This window comes from Shewanella sp. M-Br, from assembly GCF_036245925.1.
GTDB lineage: Bacteria > Pseudomonadota > Gammaproteobacteria > Enterobacterales > Shewanellaceae > Shewanella > Shewanella oncorhynchi.
The window spans coordinates 27333-48868 of record NZ_BJBV01000022.1; the positions used below are offsets into that span (position 1 = coordinate 27333).

Genomic DNA, 21536 nt, shown 5'->3' on the forward strand with positions numbered 1-21536 from the left:
AGTATTAAGATCAACCTTTTAAAGGTTGCCATTCCGTAACTGGTATTTTTAATGCAAAAAAGGCACTCCGAAGAATGCCTTTAAATTACAACCTAATGTTAATTAGATGTTTCTATTAACGTGTCCATACCCAATTTTCGATTTCTACTGGGTCTACACCATTTGCTTTAATATAGTTGCGGTGGTCAACTAATCTTTGCAGCATATCAGTGGTAATAGAGACGTGCATAGTTTCATCAATAACGCCCTGTTGGAACAGCTTGTAAGCCATATCAATTACAAGGTGATAGCGTGATGTACCGTTACGAACACCCATATCAAATGGCGTTGTTGTTGAACCTTCTTCTTCGTAGCCTTTAATTCTGAAGCGACGGCTGCCTTTGTAATCAAAAATTAACTTTTTGATTGTATTTGGGTAACCATGGTAGTTGAATACCACGCCTTTATCTTGAGTAAATATTTCGTCCATTAACCAAGGTTTTTCTTTAAATTTACGGCTACCTAAGCCATCACTGCTTAATTCAGTGACACTAACGAAGCGGATTTTCACTCTTGGAAGGAGTTCTCTGATTAATACTAAAGAAGCCATACATTCTTGAGTGACATAATCACCACAACCTGCCAGCACAATATCGGGATTCTCATCTGAGGCAAAATCCCACACCATTACGCCGTCTTTCGTTTGTTTACGCGCTTCTTCCAAGCTTAGCCATTGTGGTAACTCTTTTTTACCTGCAACCAGAATATTGAGTTTGTCACGGTCAGCGAAGGCTCGTTCTGTATAAACCAATGTGCTGTTGGCATCTGCGGGTAAGTAAGCCGAGATTATTTTTGGATGTTTCTCCAGCATAGCCCCAAGGAAAGATGGGTTTTGATGTGAATAGCCATTATGATCTTGGCGCTCAAGTAATGAAGATAATACGACATTACAGGCTGGCAGTGGCTTACGGAAATGTACGCCTTGGCTGGCGTAGACATATTTACAGTACTGATCGGCCATCGATGAGATAACTTGTGAGAATGCTTCGTAGGTGGGTAGCATGCCGTGGCGGCCTGTTACTGTGTATCCATGTAGCATGCCAAAAAGCAAGTTTTCAGAAAGCAGTTCAATGACTCGACCTTCACGGGACATATCTTCATCCCAACTCTCAATTGGCCACTGCCATGCACGATCGGTTTCTTCAAATACAGCTTGTAGTTGATTTGAATAGGTTTCGTCAGGACTAAAAATACGTAGATTACGTTGGTCGCGGTTTAACTTGAATGCATCGCGCATCCATTCGCCCATTTTTAACATTGAATAGCCACGTTGACCACGTGGTACTTCTGGTCCATAGCTGAGTTTTTCAAGATCTGGATTGGATAATGCTCTAACGACTTCTCCGCCATAGGTTAAATGTTGACGGCCACAGGCAAGTTGCTTGGGCGGGATTAATGAACAAATGTCGGCATCAAAAATCAGTTCGCCTTTTTCATTCATTTGATAGAGTTCTTGGAAGTCGTAACTGGCAAGCCAATTATCCAGTGCATCTAAATGGCCCTTATCAGTAGCACATTTATTGACGATTACTTGATGCGATTCGCAGTTACCTTCTAATTTCTTACCTTTATATTCACTGACACCAGTCCAACCTTTGGCTGTGCGCATTAAAATGACTGGCCATTTTGGTTTAACTACATCTTCGCCACTGCGTGCTCGACGTTGAATGTCATTGATCATGGTATAAGCGGTATCCATGGCGTTTGTCATCTGCACATAGATATCTTCTTCTAATTCGTTATCAACTATGATGGGGAAATAGCCAAGACCACGGAATTCAAGATCCAGTTCTTCATGGCTCATACGTCCCATGCGGGTAGGACCGGAAATCTTATAGCCGTTAATATGCACAATTGGCAATACTGCACCGCTGGTCGCAGGTGAAACTAAGCGGTTTGCATACCAAGATGCGGCTAATGGTCCCGTTTCTGCTTCGCCGTCACCAATTAAGACGGTTGCGATCAGATCTGGATTATCTAATACTGCCCCCCAGCCTACTGAGAGTGAGTAGCCTAATTCGCCACCTTCAAGAATTTGTCCAGGTGCTTCAGGGTTTGCATGTGAAGGATAACCATAAGCGGCAGAAAACTTCTTACAAATATCTTCGATGCCAGTTTCATTGTAGGGAATAGTTTCTGGGTAGAAATGACTTAAAGAGCCTTCAATGAATAAGTTTGCTTGTACAGCGGGAAAACCATGGCCTGGACCGACTAAATAGATAAAAGAGCGGTTATGCTTCACTATCAAGCGGTTAATGTTGGCATAGACAAAGTTAATGCCTGGGCAGGTACCCCAATGGCCAAGTAAACGTGGCTTGATATCAGTATGGGCAAGTGGACGTTTATGTAAGACGTTTTGTTTGAGGTAAATTTGCGAGGTCGCAAGAAAGTTTGTCGCTCTGACGTACTTTTTCAGAGCATTGATTTCATGTATTTGTGTCATGTTAAGCCTCACTAAAACAAACAAGAGATGATTGAAGTTTCTATGGGGTTACTATATTTGTAGTTTTATTACAAAAATGTGCCCTACATCCAAATTTTAAAAGTTGTTTTTGCTGTTAAAAATAATAGCGCAACTTAGACCTTTTGTTAATCTAGCTTTAACAGTAGCTTAGCTAGTGTTGTAAGACGTGATGTCAATGACGTTTAACTGTGCAAACGCGAGCTTGATCACATGAGCAATTTCGAATACTGTGCTATTTTGCTGCGTTGAATTCGGTAGCCGTGATGTTGTAAATTCACGGAAGGATAATTTGAAAAAATAAATCTACCGAAATTCTTACCTTTAACTTGGAAGGATTCATTCACCACAGATGTTGTACCTTTAATTGCAATTAGAGGAGCATTTGCTACGGGAAGAAGTAAAATAATATGTTAGAAACCATAGTTAATTTTTTGAATGCGCTACTTTGGGGTAAGTTGTTAGTATATGGACTAGTAGGAGCTGGTCTCTATTTCACCATTAGACTTGCCTTTATTCAGTTAACCCACTTTAAACATTCCATCAAAGTTATGACCATGAGTCGGCAAGGTTGCGATAGCGGTCTTTCTTCATTTCAAGTCTTTTGTACGAGTATGGCAGCCCGTGTCGGTGCTGGTAATATGGCCGGTGTTGCTGTTGCTATTGGTGCAGCGGGTCCAGGTGCAGTATTTTGGATGTGGCTTATCGCTATTTTAGGTATGGCGACTGCTATGGTTGAATCAACCTTAGCGCAGGTTTATAAAGTCCGAGATCATAATGGCCAGTTCCGCGGTGGACCTTCCTACTACATGGAAAAAGGATTGGGTCAGAAGTGGATGGGCATTTTATTTGCTGTCTTTTTGATCATTGCTTTTGGTTTAGTATTCAATGCAGTACAAGCTAACACTATTACCGGTGCCATGGAGCGAGTATTTGGTTTTAATCCAACCTATGTAGGGATTGGGCTAGTTATTGCCAGTGGATTTGTGATTGTCGGTGGTCTACGTAAAGTCGCGCGAGTATCTGAATTTCTTGTCCCCATTATGGCCTTAGCCTACATTCTTGTAGCCTTCATTATCGTTATTTTCAACCTAGAACAATTACCTGCGATTATTAGCTTAATTGTGAAAAGTGCTTTTGGTTGGCAAGAGGCTGCCGCTGGCGGCGTGGCTTATACTGTCGCGCAGGCAATGCAAGCGGGTATTGCTCGTGGACTTTTCTCGAACGAAGCGGGTATGGGCAGTGCGGCGAATGTCGCGGCAAGTGCATCGCCTAACCCTAATCATCCAGCATCCCAAGGTTTTGTGCAGATGATGGGTGTGTTTGCGGATACTATCGTTATCTGTACTGCAACGGCTGCGATAATCCTGCTATCAGGGGATATTGGCTCGAGTGATGATGGGATTCGATTAACCATTAATGCCATGTCTGCACATGTTGGCGACTGGGGTGGCGCATTTATTGCGGTGGCTATTTTCTTATTCTGCTTTACATCCATCATAGCCAATTACTCATACGCTGAAACAAATGTGATGTATTTAATGGGAAATAGTACCAAAGCACTGCCTTTATTCCGTTTGTGTGTGCTTGGCATGGTCATGTTTGGTGCCGTCGCTAAGATAAGTTTAGTGTGGAACTTGGCTGACGTTTCGATGGGGTTGATGGCGACGGTAAACATTGTTGCTCTATTACTATTATCGGGCCTGGCAATTCGCGTTATTAATGATTATCGCGAACAGATCAACGCGGGTAAGACTCCAGAATTCGATCGTAGTAAATTTCCTGAGTTGATGGATCAGCTTGATGATGATATTTGGCAAGATACCAGTCTCGTGCCGGCTAAAAAGCTTTAGTTAGCCTAGCGCATCGAGAATAGGCATTACTGATTGTTGTAATCGAAAAGACCACGCTGTTAAAGCGTGGTTTTTTTATGTTCGTTCAGTATCATAGGCATGTATTTTTGTTTCTGTTGGGAGTTTTTGATGTTGATATTGGTTTCGCCGGCGAAGACCTTAGATTTTGAACAGCCGCCACTGACGCAGGTGTATTCACAACCTGATTTTTTAACTTATAGTCAGGAGTTGATCCAAGTGTGTCGGCAATTGACCCCTACAGACATCGCCACTTTAATGAAGGTGAGCGATAAAATTGCGGGTTTAAATGCGGCACGTTTTGGGGAGTGGCGGCCAGATTTTAGTTTAGATAATGCAAAACAGGCCATTTTTGCTTTTAGAGGCGATGTGTATACTGGCTTTGATGCTGATACATTGTCTGAAGATGAAATTGCTCGAACTCAGTCACAACTACGTATTTTATCTGGACTTTACGGTTTGCTCAGACCGCTGGATTTAATTATGCCTTATCGTTTAGAAATGGGCACGGCACTTTCTAATCCTAAAGGTAAAAACCTATATGAGTTTTGGGGAGAGACGTTAACTCAAGCGGTAAATGAAACGCTTGCTGAAACGAGTAGTGATATTATTGTCAATCTTGCATCTAATGAATATTTTAAAGCAATAAAGCCTAAAAAACTTCAAGGGCAATTAATTTCACCCATATTTAAAGATTGTAAAAATGGTCAATATAAAGTGATCAGTTTTTTTGCTAAGCGTGCTAGAGGCATGATGGCGAGATATCTCATTACGCATCAAATTGACACTTTAGATGAATTAAAAGCATTTAATGTTGCTGGTTATTATTATAGTGAAGAGCAGAGTTCCCCAACAAATCCAACGTTTTTACGTGAAGAGCAATAGCGAAATATCGATAAGATGTTAATTGATAGAGAACAGCTAATGCTGTTCTCTATATTATTGATGGCCTATTTTTCAGATTGAGTGACTAAAGGCGTTAATGTCACCGTTGAATTTGCCATGATATAAGCAAATTGTGCGTAGGCGGCGACGTTTTGAGCCAATGCGGCAGGGTCGATTTTATCTAAGGTATCATTCGGTGTGTGATGGTAATCGAAATAATCGTGGCCATCTTGCCTCAAGGATGCAACTGGAACACCTAAGGCAGGGAGCATAGACACGTCTGGCCCGCCAGAAGCTTGGTTATTGCCCAGTGCAACGCCATTGAATGACATAGGGCTGAGCGCTTGCTGTACTTCGGTGAATATGTTCTCATTCACTTTAGTATCGATTTGATAAATTCTACCGGCCCCAAAATCAGACTCTGCAGCTATGTAGTGCAGCGGTAATTCAGCTTTATGAGCCTCTGCATACGCTTTACCGCCAACGAGCCCAACTTCTTCAGCGGCATATAGCACGACTCTAACAGTGCGAGCGGGTTTTATGGGGAGATCTTGAATATGCTTGGCTGCAGCCGTCACAATGGCGACACCAGCGCCATCATCAATCGCGCCAGTACCCTCATCCCAGGAATCTAAATGAGCACCAATGAGCACTATTTCATTGGGCTTACTACTGCCCTTTACTTCGGCAATGACATTGTAGGAAGTATTAAAACCTAAGTTTTTTGGCGACATATGCAATTCGAGCAGGGCATTAGGATCGCGTTTTAGTAATGCACCAACCAAATCAGCATCGGGATTTGACATGGCAGCCGCGGGGATTTTAGGCACGCCATCTTGGTAGCGCATGATGCCAGTATGGGCCATGCGGTCATGATCTGTGCCAATAGAGCGGATCACGATAGCAACTGCGCCTTTTTGTGCTGCAGCGACTGCCCCTTTCGAGCGGCCACCAACGCTTTTACCATAACCTTCACCAGTGATATGGCGCTCTGTTTTTTGGTCAATAAAAACAATCTTACCTTGCACCTCTTCAGGCTTGGCTTGTTGTAATGCCTCTAGGCTATCAAAGCGCGCGATTTTAGCTTGTATACCTCCAGCAGGAGTCGCAATACTGCCACCAAGCGCAGTAATGACCAACGGCTGTTCTACAGGGACGGTGATTTTGGCTTTGGCTTCACCGCGCTCCCAAATTGGCACTTGTACGGCTTCTTTATAAACACGGTCAAAACCAAGGCTGGTCAGTTTATTTATCGCCCAGTTAACGGCGAGGATATCTTTTGGGCTTCCAGCAAGTCTTGGACCCACTTCAACCGTGAGTGACTCGACTAAGTCATAGCTTAATTGCGAAGATAATGCTGCCTGTTGTAATTGAATGACTTCACTAGGGGCAGTTTCTACTTGAGTTTGGCACGCACTTAAACTCCCGATTAAAAGACTCGAGAGAAGTGTAGTTTGATAGGGCTTCATTAGATTTCCTTTATTTTTATTAAGCATGTCCCATTTTTAAAAACAATCTAGCAAAAAGTGTGCTTTATGTCCCGACTATATCCGTAAGGCGACGCTATATTAGCGCAGGGGTTAGTTTTAGGAGAGAAAGTGCGTAATGAATATTGAATTAATGCAGGAGCGAGCCGATCATGCCGTAGTGCTATTAAAGGCACTCGCGAATGAACGCCGTTTATTTATTCTTTGTTATTTATTGAATGAAGGAGAAATGTGCGTTGGCGAAATGAATAAAAAATTAGGCTTAAGTCAATCGGCACTATCACAACATCTTGCTTGGTTACGCAAAGATAATTTAGTAACCACACGCAAAGAAGCGCAAACGGTATTTTATTCACTCAAGAGTGATGAAGTACGGGAGATGATTCACTTATTGAACAACATTTATTGTCATTAATAGTGTTTTTCAGATATAAAAAAACCGGCAATTGCCGGTTTTTTTCATTTGCTATTTTATAGATTAAGCAGCGATTGCTTTGATCTTAGCGTTCAAACGTGCCTTTTGACGAGCGGCTTTATTCTTGTGAATAAGACCTTTAGTCGCCATACGGTCAACGATTGGTTGTGCAACAGCAAAAGCTTCTGTTGCTGTTTTGTGATCGCCTGCTTTAATTGCAGCGATTACTTTTTTAACGTATGTACGTAACATTGAGCGACGGCTGGCGTTATGCTGACGACGCTTTTCAGATTGAAGCGCGCGCTTCTTTGCAGACTTGCTATTAGCCAAGGTGCAACTCCTAAAAACTGGATTTGATACTTTTAAAGGCCGAGGAATATGCCTGCATTTAGTCACTTTGTCAATGACTATGATTGAATATTCATCATAAAGATAAATTAATCCAACCTGCCTTGGCTATCTTCGACCCAACTCGTGTAATATGTGGCGCAATTCTAGCAGCTATTACTGCAGTGTGACAGAGCCTGAATCGATTTTTTGAGATGTATCACCTAATCAATTCGATATGGGTCTGGGGGACGTTTGAGTAGAAAATTATTAAAATCTGGCCTGATTGTTAGTGCTATGACATTGATATCCCGAGTTTTAGGTCTAGTTAGGGATGTGGTTGTTGCTAATTTGATGGGCGCAGGGACAAGTGCTGATGTGTTTTTCTTTGCAAATAAAATTCCTAATTTTTTACGCCGTTTGTTTGCTGAAGGGGCTTTTGCACAGGCGTTTGTACCTGTTTTAACTGAGTACCAAGAGAAACATACCGCAGAAGAGACTCGTGATTTATTGAGTAAAGTTGCGGGCACATTAGGTTTACTAGTGACAATAGTGACCCTTTTGGGGGTGGTTGCATCACCTGTGTTGTCAGCTTTATTCGGTGGTGGTTGGTTTATCGCTTGGCTTAACAACGAGCCAGATGGTGCTAAATTTGAACTCGCTACCGTTGTGCTTAAAATTACTTTTCCTTATCTGTGGTTTATCACATTTACGGCATTAGCTGGCTCAATTTTAAATACCCGAGGCCGTTTTGCGGTATCGGCTTTTACACCCGTTTTTCTCAATGTGGCAATTATTGCGGCGGCTATTTTCTATGCGCCTACATCGACCCAGCCTGAGATTACCTTGGCTTGGGGCGTTTTTTGTGGTGGTTTGATTCAGTTCCTATTTCAAATTCCCTTTTTATTGCGAGAAAATGCGCTCGTCAAGCCTTCTTGGGGCTGGCATCACCCAGGCGTGGTGAAAATCAGAACTTTGATGATCCCAGCATTGTTTGGCGTGTCTGTCTCACAGATTAACCTGCTATTTGATACATTTATCGCCAGTTTTTTGATGACGGGTTCAATAAGTTGGCTCTATTATGCCGACCGTTTACTCGAATTCCCCTTAGGATTGTTTGGGATCGCGATTGCTACTGTGATTTTACCTGCGTTGTCACGAAACCATGTGAATGACGAAGGTGCGGGCTTTGGCAAGACGATGGATTGGGGGGTTAAAGCGATTCTACTGCTAGGTCTACCGGCTATGATGGGGTTGATCGTGCTCGCAAAGCCCATGCTGATGGTATTATTTATGCGCGGCGCTTTTTCATTGCATGATGTTGAAATGGCTTCCTATAGTTTGATGGCTTATGGCAGTGGTTTGCTTAGCTTTATGTTGATTAAGGTGCTTGCTCCTGGCTATTACTCTCGTCAAGATACCAAAACACCTGTGCGTTATGGCATTATTGCCATGATCACAAACATGGGCTTTAACTTGCTGTTTGCTATTCCTTTTGGGTATGTTGGACTGGCGATTGCGACTTCGATGTCAGCATTGCTTAACGCCACATTACTATACCGAGGCTTGCATTTAGCTGGCGTTTATCGTGTTTCTAGGCCGACTATGGTGTTTTTTGCTAAAGCCGTGGTCTCTACAGCCTTGATGGTGGTAGTCTTGTATTACTTTTTGCCTTCACAACAAATTTGGTTAGATTGGCATTTGTTCGATCGTGCGAAAGCCTTGATAGGCTTAATTTTAGTTGGGGCAGTCAGTTATTTATTGTGTCTGCTTTTGCTCGGAATTCGTCCTTGGTCAATTAAACGAGGAGCTTGATTGCTGATTCTCATCGCTAGCTGTTATATAATCAGCCGATTTGCGCTTGGCAGTTGTCTAACGTTATGGAATTAATCCGCGGTATACATAACATTTTGTCATCCCACCACGGGTGTGTATTGACTATAGGTAATTTTGACGGCGTCCATCGTGGTCATGCACAAGTGATTGCGAATTTAGTGCAGAAGGCGAAGCAGTTATCGCTGCCATCGACATTAATGACGTTTGAGCCTCAGCCGCAAGAATTGTTTAGCGGCGACAACGCGCCGGCTCGTTTAAGTTTATTACGTGATAAAGTCATTTTACTCGATGAACTCGGGGTTGAGCGGTTAGTGTGTGTTAACTTTAATCGCACTTTTGCTAATCAACCTGCAGAGCATTTTATTGAAGAATTGTTGGTCCGCAAACTGGGTGTCAAATACCTCGTCGTCGGTGATGATTTTTGTTTTGGTCAAGGCCGTAAAGGCAATTTTGAAATGCTAGTGCAGGCGGGTATCCAATATGGATTTACTGTGGTCAGCACTCAAAGTTTTATGCTGGGCTCGCAAAGAGTGAGCTCGACTGCTGTGCGTGAACAATTGGCGAAGGGCAATCTTGAACAGGCGAGACGCCTATTAGGACATCCTTTTACCTTGAGTGGCCGTGTAGCGCATGGGCAAAAAATTGGCCGCACAATTGGTTTTCCCACCGCGAATATCGCCTTAAAGCGCAATGTTGTGCCGGTACGCGGTGTGTTTGCGGTTAAATGTTATTGGGATAACAGCGATATTTATGAGGGCGTAGCCAATATTGGGTTTCGCCCGACAGTGAACGGTCAAGTGTGTCAGCTTGAGGTGCATCTTTTTGATTTTGAAGGTGACATTTACGGCAAACATGTTGAAGTCGAGTTGGTGGCTAAACTCCGAGATGAGCAACCTTTTGACTCATTGGATGCGCTAAAAAAACAGATTTTAAATGATGCAAATGAAGCCAGAGCTTTATTTGGTAATGATGCAGGCTGAAATTTATCAGTTTAATTAACGGTATAGGATCAATGAGCGACTATAAATTTACTTTGAATTTGCCGGAAACAGAGTTTCCGATGCGTGGTAATTTGGCAAATCGCGAGCCAGAGATGTTAGAGCGCTGGACAAAAGACGGTTTGTATCAACAGATCCGTGATAGCCGAATTGGCCGTACTCCCTTCATTTTGCATGACGGCCCACCGTATGCGAATGGCAGTATTCATATTGGTCACTCAGTTAATAAAATCCTCAAGGACATTATTGTTAAGTCAAAAACCATGTCTGGTTTTGACGCACCTTATGTACCAGGTTGGGATTGTCATGGTTTGCCTATTGAGCTGAAAGTTGAGCAAAAAGTGGGTAAACCAGGTCAAAAAATCTCTGCGGCAGAATTCCGTGAAGAATGCCGTAAATACGCTGCAGAGCAAGTTAACGGTCAACGTGAAGACTTTATCCGTTTAGGTGTGCTGGGTGATTGGCAAAATCCGTACTTAACGATGGATTTTTCAACGGAAGCTAATATCGTTCGTTCTTTATCGAAAGTGATTGAGAGTGGTCACTTGCATAAAGGCGTCAAACCAGTGCATTGGTGTACTGATTGCGGTTCTGCCTTAGCTGAAGCTGAAGTGGAATACGAAGACAAAACATCACCTGCTATCGATGTGGCGTTTGTGGCTGCCGATAGCAAAGCTGTTGCGGTTAAGTTTGGGGTAAGCGATTACTCACATCCTGTCTCTATGGTAATTTGGACGACCACGCCATGGACGCTACCAGCGAACCGCGCCTTGTCTTTGAGTCCTGAACTGGATTACAGCTTAGTCGAATTCGAAAAAGACGGTGTGACGCAAGCGCTTATTTTAGCTGAAGTCTTGGTTGAATCTTGCCTGACTCGCTATAACATCGAAAGCCATACAGTGCTTGGTACAACCAAAGGCGCTGCGCTTGAGCTTGTCCGCTTTAATCACCCGTTCTTGGATTTTGATGTGCCTGCAATTTTAGGCGATCATGTTACTACTGATGCGGGTACTGGTATCGTTCATACTGCCCCTGGTCACGGTCAAGACGACTTTGTTGTTGGGCAAAAGTACGGCTTAGAAGTCGCAAACCCTGTTGGCGACAACGGTGTATACAAGCCTGATACTGAGTATTTTGCTGGGCAACATGTTTTTAAAGCTAACGATAACGTCGTAGCTTTACTGAGAGAAAAAGGTGCCTTGCTGAATCACGTGGCTTACCGTCACAGCTACCCACATTGCTGGCGCCACAAAACACCAATTATATTCCGCGCGACACCGCAGTGGTTCATCTCTATGGATAACCACGGCCTACGTACGCAAGCATTGAAAGAAATCGAACAAACCCAATGGATCCCTGATTGGGGCCAAAGTCGTATCGAAAAAATGGTTGAAAACCGCCCTGACTGGTGTATCTCACGCCAACGTACTTGGGGTGTGCCTATCACGCTGTTTGTGAACCGAGAAACCGAAGAGTTGCACCCTGATAGCGTGTCGTTAATGGAACGCGTGGCGAATCGTATCGAACAGCAGGGTATTCAAGCTTGGTGGGATCTTGATGCCGCAGAATTGCTGGGTGATGAAGCGGAACAATACCGTAAAGTCACTGATACTTTGGACGTTTGGTATGACTCAGGTTCAACCTTCTCATCAGTGGTAGCCGCACGTCCTGAATTCCACGGACACGGGGTTGACTTGTATCTTGAAGGTAGCGATCAACATCGCGGTTGGTTTATGTCATCTTTGATGATTTCAACCGCAATGAATGGCAAAGCACCGTATAAGCAAGTACTTACCCACGGTTTTACCGTCGATGGTAAAGGCCGTAAGATGTCAAAATCTATTGGTAACGTGATTGCACCACAAACGGTAACCAACAAATTAGGCGCCGACATTCTGCGTTTATGGGTTGCGGCAACAGATTACAGCGGTGAGATGACGGTTTCTGACGAAATCTTAAATCGCAGCGCCGATGCCTATCGTCGTATTCGCAACACTGCGCGTTTCTTATTAGCCAACTTAAACGGTTTCGAGCCCGCTAAGGATTTAGTGGCCGTTGAAGATATGGTGGCGTTAGATCGTTGGGTTGTTCGCCGTGCCGCTGCGCTACAACAGGAAATCATCGAAGCCTATGATCAATATAACTTCCATATAGTGACTCAAAAACTGATGCAGTTCTGCTCGGTTGAGTTAGGCAGTTTCTATCTGGACATCATTAAAGATCGCCAATATACGGCTAAGCAAGAAGGCCATGCACGCCGTAGTTGTCAATCGGCGCTGTATCTGATCTCTGAGGCCATGGTGCGTTGGATTGCGCCAATTCTAAGCTTCACTGCTGACGAAGTATGGCAATTACTGCCTGGCGAGCGTGATGCTTATGTCTTTACCCAAGAGTGGTATCAAGGCTTGAAATCAGTCACCTTAGCGACTGATTTGAGTGATGACTATTGGCAGCAGTTGCTAACCGTGCGTAATGAAGTCAACAAAGTGATTGAACAAGCTCGCCGCGACAAACGTATCGGTGGCTCATTAGAAGCTGAAGTGACCTTGTTTGCGGATGCTACCTTGACTGAGCAATTAACCCATATCGGCGATGAGCTGAGATTTGTGTTGTTGACCTCTGAAGCCAAAGTATTGCCTTTAGCCGATGCGACATTGGAAGCGGTTGAGACTGAGTTGGCATCACTGAAATTAGTGGTTGCTTCAAGCACTGCCGAGAAGTGTGAGCGTTGTTGGCACCACAGAGAAGAGGTTGGCACTATTGAGGCTCACCCAACACTTTGTACTCGCTGCGTAACCAATATTGAAGGTGACGGCGAAGTTCGTCAGTTTGCGTAAAGGATCTGTATGCCATTAACTTGGAAAGACAGTGGCTTACGTTGGTATTGGGTAGCTGTATTGGTGTTTTTAGCCGATCAGCTATCTAAGCAATGGGTCTTAGCCAATTTTGATTTGTATGAATCAGTGAAATTATTGCCCTTCTTTAATTTCACTTATGTACGTAACTATGGTGCAGCTTTTAGTTTTTTAAGTGAAGCTGGAGGTTGGCAGCGCTGGCTGTTTACGATTGTTGCGATTGGATTCAGTACGTTATTGACTGTGTGGTTGCGTAAGCAATCGTCTTCTTTGTGGAAACTGAATCTAGCTTACACCTTAGTGATTGGTGGTGCTTTAGGTAATTTAGTCGATCGATTGATGCATGGTTTCGTGGTTGATTTTATCGATTTCTTCTGGAATAAGAGCCATTATCCAGCATTCAATATTGCCGACGCTGCTATTTGTATCGGTGCAGTGCTGATTATTTGGGATGCATTTGTAAGCGATAAGTCTGAAGCTGATAGCGCTGAAGGGGTTAAAAAGTGACTGTGACACGTTCATTATTATGCCACATGAACATTGTGCTTGCTGATGGCTCAACTGCCGATAGCACTAAAGCCTCGGGTAAACCGGCTCGATTAAATGTGGGTGATGGTACTTTAAGTCCTGCATTTGAGGCGCAGCTGGTGACGCTTGCTGAAGGTGATAAGCACAGTTTCACGCTTGAAGCGATTGATGCCTTTGGCGAATCCAATCCTGATGCTATCCATTATCTAGATCGAAGCCGTTTTCCGGCTGACATGAGTTTAGAGGCTGGCGTGATTGTGAGTTTTGCTGGCCCTGGTGGTAGTGAGATCCCTGGTATTGTCCGTGATGTTGCGGGTGATTCCATCACAGTCGATCTTAATCATCCTCTGGCAGGACACAAGATCACTTTTGAACTGGACGTAGTAAAGGTATTTTAAGATGAAACTCGATCCTACTAGCCCAAGTTTAAATATTATGCTCGCTAACCCGCGCGGTTTTTGTGCGGGTGTTGATCGTGCTATCAGTATTGTTGAACGGGCGTTGGAATTATTTTCGCCTCCTATCTATGTTCGCCATGAAGTCGTGCATAACCGCTATGTCGTGCAGAATCTGAAGGATCGCGGTGCGGTTTTTGTCGAAGAGTTAGATCAAGTGCCGGATAACAACATTGTTATCTTCAGTGCCCATGGCGTATCTCAAGCGGTGAGACAAGAGGCTAAGGCGCGAGGGCTGAGAGTCTTTGATGCGACGTGTCCTTTAGTTACTAAAGTACATCTTCAGGTGACGCGTGCCAGCCGCAAAGGTATTGAGTGCATCCTGATTGGCCATGAAGGGCACCCTGAAGTCGAGGGTACTATGGGTCAATACGATAATCCTAATGGTGGCGTTTATCTGATTGAGTCGCCTGCAGATGTTGAAGCTTTGGAAGTGCGCGATCCCAATAATCTTTGCTTCGTGACACAAACTACTTTGTCTGTAGATGATACTTTGGACATTATTGTTGCGTTACAAAAAAGGTTTCCCTCTATTGAAGGTCCGCGAAAAGACGATATTTGTTATGCAACGCAGAATCGTCAAGATGCGGTACGCAATTTATCTGCAGACGTTGATTTGTTGATTGTTGTTGGCTCAAAGAACAGCTCTAACTCTAATCGTTTACGCGAGCTAGCATTGAAAACAGGAACCCAGTCTTATCTAGTGGATACTGCAGATGATGTTGAGTCTAGTTGGTTTGATAATGTTACACGTGTAGCCGTCACCGCTGGAGCTTCCGCCCCCGAGGTTTTAGTCCAACAAGTGGTTCAAGCAATCGCTAAACTTGCTCCTAGTGTTGTGACTGAAGTTGAAGGGCGTAAAGAAGACACTGTTTTTGCTGTGCCAGCCGAATTACGTTAAATCTGTGTACTGTTTAATCGTCAATAAAAAAGAGGCTATAAGCCTCTTTTTTATTGTCTCAAATTCATTCAAAGCATAATGATGTCAATGCTTATGTGCTAATGTTACTGGCTACTTACATTTTACTCATCTATTATTAACTGTTGGTAGTTTTTATCGTAATACTAAGATTTTTAAAGGTAAATAGCTGAAAAGCTTGTCAAAAATATGACTAAAATCGAAAGGTTGACACAAAGGGAATTTCAACGGGGCTTCTCATTAATTGAAGTGCTTGTTGCGTTAGTGATCTTAGTCATTGGCTTAATTGGTATTTTTAATCTGCATATTGTTGCAAAGCGTGGCAGCTTTGAATCCTTTCAGCAAACTCAAGCCTCCTATTATGCAAACGATATAATTAATCGAATGAAGCTGAATAGAGCGCAGCTGGGTAATTACGCTGGTGAGTATACTGGCTCTCTTAATAAACCAGGCAATGTTTGTGACGTTGCTGTTGGCGCAGTGAGTATATGTACTCCAGAAGAGACTGAAGCTTGGGATCTTTACCAGTGGGAACAGAGTTTTATGGGGGCTGCCGAAGTTATGGATAGCCAGAATGTTGGTGGGTTAGACTCTCCAACAGCTTGCATTAATGTAGATGGTTCAACTGTAACGGTCGCAATTGCGTGGAGAGGGATCCGAGAGGGCGCGGGTACAAGTTATTCTGGGAGTGAATGTGGAGAAGATATTGGTACGCGTAGGCGGCTTTTTATTCTTTCGACAATGATTATTTAGGTTAACTATGTATGGATAATTTAAAAAACTGTGAGAAAGGGATGTCGCTGGTTGAGCTAATGGTTTCTATGGTCATTGGCTTATTTCTCACTCTTGGGCTTTTTGGCATGTTTAGTATGTCTTCTTCCAATGTGATCACAACGAGCCAGTTTAACCAATTGCAAGAAAATGGACGAATAGCTTTGTCGCTCATGGAAAAAGACATTAGTCAGTTAGGTTTTATGGGGGACATAACGGGAACTGATTTTGTACTTGGAACCAATATGACCTTGAGGGATGGTGTTGCAAATGATTGTATTGGTGCAGGTGTAAATAACGGTACTTTACCTAATGCTGAACCTGCACACTTTAGGCGTCTATGGGGATATGAAGAGGGCGAGAGTGGGGATACATTAAGTTGCTTATCAGGTGTGAATCAGAATACGGATGTCATTCAAATTAAAAGATTAGTTGGCCCACCAGTGACTAATCCCAATGGCGAGCGTTTTTATATGGCTGCAACTTCGAGTGAAGCTGTGATGTTTAAAGGCGGTAATCCTCCCAATCCAGTACTCGAAAATGCTCGTTTTTGGGAATATCAGCATCATATTTATTTTATTAAAAATGATGGTTCTGTACCTGTTCTACGCCGAAAAACATTAACCAAGAATAATGGCATGAATAACGAAGAGCAGTTAGTTGAAGGCATTGAGAATATGCGTATTCTTTATGGTTTTGATAGTAATGGAGACGATACCGCCGATAGTTTTATGCCAGCAGAAAATGTAACCACATTAATGTGGGACAACGAATTATTTCAAAGACTTGTTGCCTTAAGGGTTTTCTTGTTGGTTCGCGCTATTGATGAAGATAAAAGTTACACCAATGAAACTACTTACACTCTGGGCGATAAGGAAATTAAAAATTTGAATGATCATTATCGACGCAAGATAGTTTCGACGACTATGGTGCTTGCAAATCCAGTGTTAATTAGAAATTAGAAGGTTGGTAAGATGAAAAAGCAAAAAGGAATTGTATTATTTTTTGCACTTATCATATTGTTGCTTATGACTATTATTGGTGTCGCTTTGGCTGTTAATTCGACCCAATCTATGCGTATGTCTGGAGCAGGCTCTGAGCGGATTGAGGCTAAATCAATTGCTGATGGTGGTCTACAACAAGTAATTCTCAAATATCAAGGCATTTTATTTGCGAATCTAAATGTTGTTACTACGGAAAAACTTTTTAATGGTACACAGCGGCTCACACCATACCCTCTTACAGGAGCCAGAAATGTAGGCTGTCAGCGAACATCAAATGCAACGGGGGCTAATTTAGTGAATTGTCGCCGAGTTGAAATTAGTAGCACAAGAACATTTGGTCGAGATGATTTAGGTCAACTAACAGTTGTTGCTGGTGTAGAGCAGCAAGTCTTGCCTTAATAGGATGAATATCATGTTAAACAAATTGCTCATAGGAATATTAACAGTTGTCACATGTACGGCTGGCTTGACGTTTGCTGATGATACGGAACTCTATTTGGTGGATTCTACTGTTAGAACAGGCAAACGCCCACAGGTATTATTTATTTTCGATAATTCTGGCAGTATGTCTACAGTGGAAGAAAATGCGGTAACTTCTTATTGCTCTGAGACCGATAGTAATGCAGGAGTTTGTAGTTATCCGGATGGATTTGGAACTTTTTTGGAGAGTTATTCAGGTTATATTAACGACAAGGGGACCTACTGGAATGCAGGGGGGGTTGATAATACCAGTAATATGCCTACTCCAGATAAATCTAATGATGGACGGCGATTTTATAAAGATAATAATAACTGTAATACAGCTGCAAAGGCTTTAGTTTCTAAGGGGCGTTATACTGGTTACTTAAGAGAGTTTAGTAGCAACAGAAACACATGGAATAATCTTGCTGATAATAATGGTTTTAATCAGAATGATATTGTTGATTGCTATGAAGATATTTTAAATGCAGATCCTGTTAATCCTGGTAAATTGAAAAGTAAGTCTTTTGCCAATGGTTATCCCATAAACAATAAATCGATGTATACGACCAGTGCTACCGAAGCGGACCGCTTAAATAGTTTGAACAACACTCAATTTGGCTCTGGACAACCTGTGACTCTTTACACTGCTCATTATCTGGTTTGGCACAAGTGGGTTACAACAACTAAAGAAGGGCAAGAGAGTGGTGGTGTTGGAACTCGTTTGGATGTTGCCAAAAAAGCATTAATTTCTGCTTTAGATTCACTTGCTGTACCAATTGATGCTAGTTTGGCTGTATTTAATCTCAATTTTCCTGATGAGTCTAATGCTGATGGTGGCCGAGTTGTTTATGACTTGGCTGAAATGAATTCGGTGAATAAAACAAGTTTAACCAATTTAATCAAAGGGATGCCGGCACAAACAAATACACCATTATGTGAAACTCTTTATGAGGCTTACATGTACTTTAGTGGTGGTCCTGTGACCTTTGGAAATAAAGATACTGATTCTAAATCTTTAAATTATATAAAAAATACACCGCCAAGTATTTTAATGACGGGAAATTATGCAACTCCTTTTAAAAAGTGTCCTGATACAGCTTATGTTATTTATATTACCGATGGTGCACCAACAGTTGATAAGTCAGCTGATTTGTTAATTAAAAATTTAACAGCAACAGCTAAAAATAAAGATGCTGATTATAATATATTTAACTTCAAAAACCCTCAGAATCAGAATGATACTAGTTACATGCCTGCTCTAGCTGCTTATATGCATAATAATGATGTGGTTATTGGAAATAAAGATTCTATGGGAGTTGATAATAAACAAAATATTCGTATTTTTACTATTGGTTTTTCTGACGGCGCTGATGCCGCCGCAGATTTATTGGAAGAAACAGCTTTTAGAGGTGGAAATCCGCGCAATAGTGATGGCATATCTAAAGGATACTATGTCGCAAAAAATGGTCTTGATTTAGTAACGGCTTTGGACGATGCATTAAAATCGATTTTAACGATTGACTCTACGTTTACATCTCCAAGTATTGCCAGTAATAATTTTGATAAAACTCAAACCTATAATGCCGCATACTATGCTATGTTTCTCCCTGGAAATGGTCCGCGTTGGAGTGGTAACCTTAAAAAACTTAAGGTGAACTCGGCTGGTGAGATTGTCGGTCCTGGTGGTAGCGCTAATGCTATTGACTCAAATGGTAATATTTCGATTGGCACTTGTACCTATTGGAATACTTGCTCCGGTGCAAACGATGGTAATGAAGTACTCTCTGGTGGAGTATTACCGACATTAAGAAGCCAGCTTAAAAATCGTAATATTTATACTAATAGTGGTACCAATTTAGTTAATTTAGCGGCGTCTTCCTTCGTTTCTAGCTATTCACAAACTGATTTAGATTGGTTGTATGGTGTTGATGTCGATGATGATGATAATGACGATAGCACTTCCGATTCTAGGGAAGATATGATGGGCGATCCTCTGCACTCTAAGCCTTTAGCTATTAATTTTGGCTCTGCTACCGCTTTGGATGTGCGGATTATTCTGGGCACTAACCAAGGTTTAGTGCATATGTTTAAAGACTCCGATGCGGGAAGTGCTGATTACTCAGTTGGTTCTGTTTCTGAATCCTGGGCTTTTATGCCTAATGAACTTTGGAGTAATGTTCCAAAACTGCGAGAAAACCCTGCAACAGGTGTTCACTCCGTTTATGGTATGGATTTATCTCCAGTCGCCTATACGAAAACGAAATCAGATGGAGAAATTGAGATCGCATGGGTGTTTTTAGGTATGCGAAGTGGTGGTTCTTCTTACTATGCTTTGGATATAACTAAGCCTGATTCTCCATCCTTAAAATGGGTGATTAATTCTGATTCGGGTGACTTTGAAGATTTAGGACAAACTTGGTCGGAGCCCGTAGTTACATCTTTGAAAGGTATTGCAGATCCCGTACTAATTTTTGGGGGTGGTATGGCATCATCTCAAGGCTCAGGCAAATCGGTATATGTAGTTAATGCTAAAACTGGAGCTTTTATTACAAAATTTACTGATGTTGGCATGGGAAGTATAGCTAGTAAAGTTGCCGTATTAGACAGTGATAATGATGGATATACCGACCGAATTTATGCCAGTGATATTATGGGCAATGTATGGCGTATGGATTTAGCGGGAACAGAGAGTGCTAAGTGGACATTATTTAAATTTGCTTCAATTGCTGGTGTTGCACCTGATAATCGAATGTTTTTCACTGGTCCAGTGATCGCTCAAACCGAATTTAATAATGTACATTCTGATGGTAAAGTTTTGAGCTATCAGAAAGTTCCCTATGATGCTGTGACTATTGGTTCGGGTAATCGTGATAACCCACTTGGTTTAAGTATTAAGGATAAATTTTATGTATTCCAAGACCGCAATGTTGTTACGCAAAACTTTGCTACAAAGCCTGTAACATTGACCCCAATAGATTTGTATGATGTCACCAATTCAGCACCTAGTGATAAAGATGGGGATATTGCATTTGGAAAAATGAAAGGCTGGCAGTACAGTTTTACAACTATTGGAGAAAAGAGTTTATCAGCCTCACTAATTTTTAATGGTAAAGTCTATTTTACCTCTTTTGTACCGCCTACCAATCAATCAGTGGATTTGGATTCAGGCGTGTGTGGTTTTTCTGGACAAGGTCGGTTGTACGTGTTCGATTTACATAAGGGAACTCGTTCTTATAGCCAAGTTTATTATGAGGTCGGTGAGCGAGTGCCGGATACGCCACAAATAGTTATTCCTAAGCCAGAAGATGGAAAAAAAGCTGAAGCGTATATTATTGGTGTGGGGAAGGGGGAGTGTAACAATGGTGAATGTAAAGGGACCATTGGATTAGGTGGTGGTTTAAATACCAATAAAATTTATTACCATATAGATGAGTAAGTATTTTTATATGAAGATTAAAGATAAAGGTTTTACCTTAATTGAGGTGATGATTGCTGTCGTGATCATTGGTATTTTGGCATCGATTGCCTATCCATCTTATATCGACTACATCATTAAGAGTGGACGCTCGGAAGGTGTTGCTGCGGTAATGAAAGTGGCTAATTTGCAAGAGCAATATTATCTTGATAACCGTGCTTATACTACTAAGATGACAGAGTTAGGCTTTGCTAGTAGTCCTTTCATTACCGAGCACGGGTACTACTCTGTCTCGTCTGATTCATCGGGAAATATCACTGCGACTGTGGTAACGGGAAGTAGTCAAGAGAGAGATGGATCATGTAAAAAAATTAGCGTATCTGCAGCTGGTGAACAGACGCCTAAGGAGTGTTGGAAATGAAATTAATGAACCTCATTATCGCAGTTGTCTTATTGCCTAGCTTAGTTTGGGCGGACTCTGGCGTTACTGTCAGCGAACAGGACTTTAAATGCTATATTACTTCGAAGAAAAGTGCTGAGATTTCCTTTTATCGTTGGAAGAGTAGTGAAATGAATGTGAGAATGGCTAGCCTTGTTGGTACTACTCGCCAATCAAATGATGGATCGAAATATTACATCTATAGTGTTGAGGAGTGTGTCGCATTAAACGCTGAATTTACTAATACTAAGGCGCAAGTTTTGGATAAGTTAACACCTAGATAAACATCAGTATGTATTTTTAAATGTTAACAACGAACGATTTAAGGATAATATTATTTTAGGGTAGTGAACGGTAGATTTAGTCTCC

The 21536-nt window shown here is 42.1% G+C and carries 18 protein-coding genes; 15 read left to right on the forward strand and 3 right to left on the reverse strand.

Annotated features, from left to right (window positions below; translation table 11 throughout):
• Nucleotides 1-115: 115 nt before the first annotated feature.
• Nucleotides 116-2482 (reverse strand): phosphoketolase family protein, encoded by a 2367-nt coding sequence (locus AAA952_RS17290; RefSeq protein WP_113941319.1) that lies wholly within the window; start codon nt 2480-2482, stop codon nt 116-118.
• Nucleotides 2483-2910: 428 nt separating this feature from the next.
• Here AAA952_RS17290 and AAA952_RS17295 point away from each other — a divergent pair, with 428 nt between their 5' ends.
• The gene (locus AAA952_RS17295; RefSeq protein WP_113941318.1) at nt 2911-4353 is read left to right on the forward strand and encodes an alanine/glycine:cation symporter family protein; all 1443 of its coding nucleotides are present in this window, start codon (nt 2911-2913) and stop codon (nt 4351-4353) included.
• 129 nt (nt 4354-4482) lie between these two features.
• Nucleotides 4483-5256, forward strand: coding sequence for a peroxide stress protein YaaA (gene yaaA / locus AAA952_RS17300; protein ID WP_219252020.1), 774 nt, complete (start codon nt 4483-4485; stop codon nt 5254-5256).
• Between the two features lie 65 nt (nt 5257-5321).
• Here yaaA and AAA952_RS17305 read toward each other — a convergent pair whose 3' ends face one another.
• On the reverse strand, nt 5322-6725 hold the full coding sequence (locus tag AAA952_RS17305) for a M28 family metallopeptidase (RefSeq protein ID WP_338258689.1): 1404 nt from the start codon (nt 6723-6725) through the stop codon (nt 5322-5324).
• A gap of 136 nt (nt 6726-6861) precedes the next feature.
• Between AAA952_RS17305 and AAA952_RS17310 the strand changes: the two genes are divergently transcribed.
• Complete coding sequence (locus tag AAA952_RS17310; protein WP_006084975.1) at nt 6862-7158, forward strand: ArsR/SmtB family transcription factor; 297 nt, start codon at nt 6862-6864, stop codon at nt 7156-7158.
• 63 nt (nt 7159-7221) lie between these two features.
• On the opposite strand, the gene rpsT is transcribed toward AAA952_RS17310, so the two are convergent.
• Entirely contained in the window at nt 7222-7488 is a 267-nt protein-coding gene (gene rpsT / locus AAA952_RS17315) for a 30S ribosomal protein S20 (protein WP_011790375.1), read from the reverse strand.
• Nucleotides 7489-7740: 252 nt separating this feature from the next.
• Here rpsT and murJ point away from each other — a divergent pair, with 252 nt between their 5' ends.
• From murJ to AAA952_RS17375, 12 genes are all read left to right on the forward strand, one after another.
• The gene (gene murJ, locus AAA952_RS17320; RefSeq protein ID WP_338258690.1) at nt 7741-9300 is read left to right on the forward strand and encodes a murein biosynthesis integral membrane protein MurJ; all 1560 of its coding nucleotides are present in this window, start codon (nt 7741-7743) and stop codon (nt 9298-9300) included.
• Between the two features lie 65 nt (nt 9301-9365).
• Nucleotides 9366-10301, forward strand: coding sequence for a bifunctional riboflavin kinase/FAD synthetase (gene ribF / locus AAA952_RS17325; RefSeq protein ID WP_105249940.1), 936 nt, complete (start codon nt 9366-9368; stop codon nt 10299-10301).
• A gap of 32 nt (nt 10302-10333) precedes the next feature.
• A complete protein-coding gene (gene ileS, locus AAA952_RS17330) occupies nt 10334-13156 on the forward strand; it encodes an isoleucine--tRNA ligase (RefSeq protein ID WP_263148974.1) in 2823 nt (940 codons plus the stop codon).
• Nucleotides 13157-13165: 9 nt separating this feature from the next.
• Nucleotides 13166-13681, forward strand: a complete 516-nt coding sequence (gene lspA, locus AAA952_RS17335) for a signal peptidase II (protein ID WP_131525273.1) — start codon at nt 13166-13168, stop codon at nt 13679-13681.
• Nucleotides 13678-14100 (forward strand): FKBP-type peptidyl-prolyl cis-trans isomerase, encoded by a 423-nt coding sequence (fkpB, locus tag AAA952_RS17340; protein WP_028760921.1) that lies wholly within the window; start codon nt 13678-13680, stop codon nt 14098-14100. Before lspA ends, fkpB begins: the two co-directional genes overlap by 4 nt.
• Nucleotide 14101: 1 nt before the next feature.
• On the forward strand, nt 14102-15058 hold the full coding sequence (ispH, locus tag AAA952_RS17345; protein ID WP_028760920.1) for a 4-hydroxy-3-methylbut-2-enyl diphosphate reductase: 957 nt from the start codon (nt 14102-14104) through the stop codon (nt 15056-15058).
• Between the two features lie 183 nt (nt 15059-15241).
• Nucleotides 15242-15829 (forward strand): type IV pilus modification protein PilV, encoded by a 588-nt coding sequence (gene pilV, locus AAA952_RS17350; RefSeq protein ID WP_049821749.1) that lies wholly within the window; start codon nt 15242-15244, stop codon nt 15827-15829.
• A gap of 11 nt (nt 15830-15840) precedes the next feature.
• Nucleotides 15841-16809, forward strand: coding sequence for a PilW family protein (locus AAA952_RS17355; RefSeq protein WP_338258691.1), 969 nt, complete (start codon nt 15841-15843; stop codon nt 16807-16809).
• Nucleotides 16810-16821: 12 nt separating this feature from the next.
• On the forward strand, nt 16822-17250 hold the full coding sequence (locus AAA952_RS17360; protein ID WP_338258692.1) for a PilX N-terminal domain-containing pilus assembly protein: 429 nt from the start codon (nt 16822-16824) through the stop codon (nt 17248-17250).
• A gap of 13 nt (nt 17251-17263) precedes the next feature.
• Nucleotides 17264-20749, forward strand: a complete 3486-nt coding sequence (locus tag AAA952_RS17365) for a pilus assembly protein (RefSeq protein ID WP_338258693.1) — start codon at nt 17264-17266, stop codon at nt 20747-20749.
• A 10-nt stretch (nt 20750-20759) separates the two neighbouring features.
• Nucleotides 20760-21149, forward strand: coding sequence for a type IV pilin protein (locus AAA952_RS17370; protein WP_338258694.1), 390 nt, complete (start codon nt 20760-20762; stop codon nt 21147-21149).
• Nucleotides 21146-21451: a TapY2 family type IVa secretion system protein gene (locus tag AAA952_RS17375; protein ID WP_338258695.1), complete on the forward strand. Its 306-nt coding sequence runs from the start codon at nt 21146-21148 to the stop codon at nt 21449-21451. The genes AAA952_RS17370 and AAA952_RS17375 overlap by 4 nt, the downstream gene beginning before the upstream one ends.
• Nucleotides 21452-21536 lie beyond the last annotated feature (85 nt).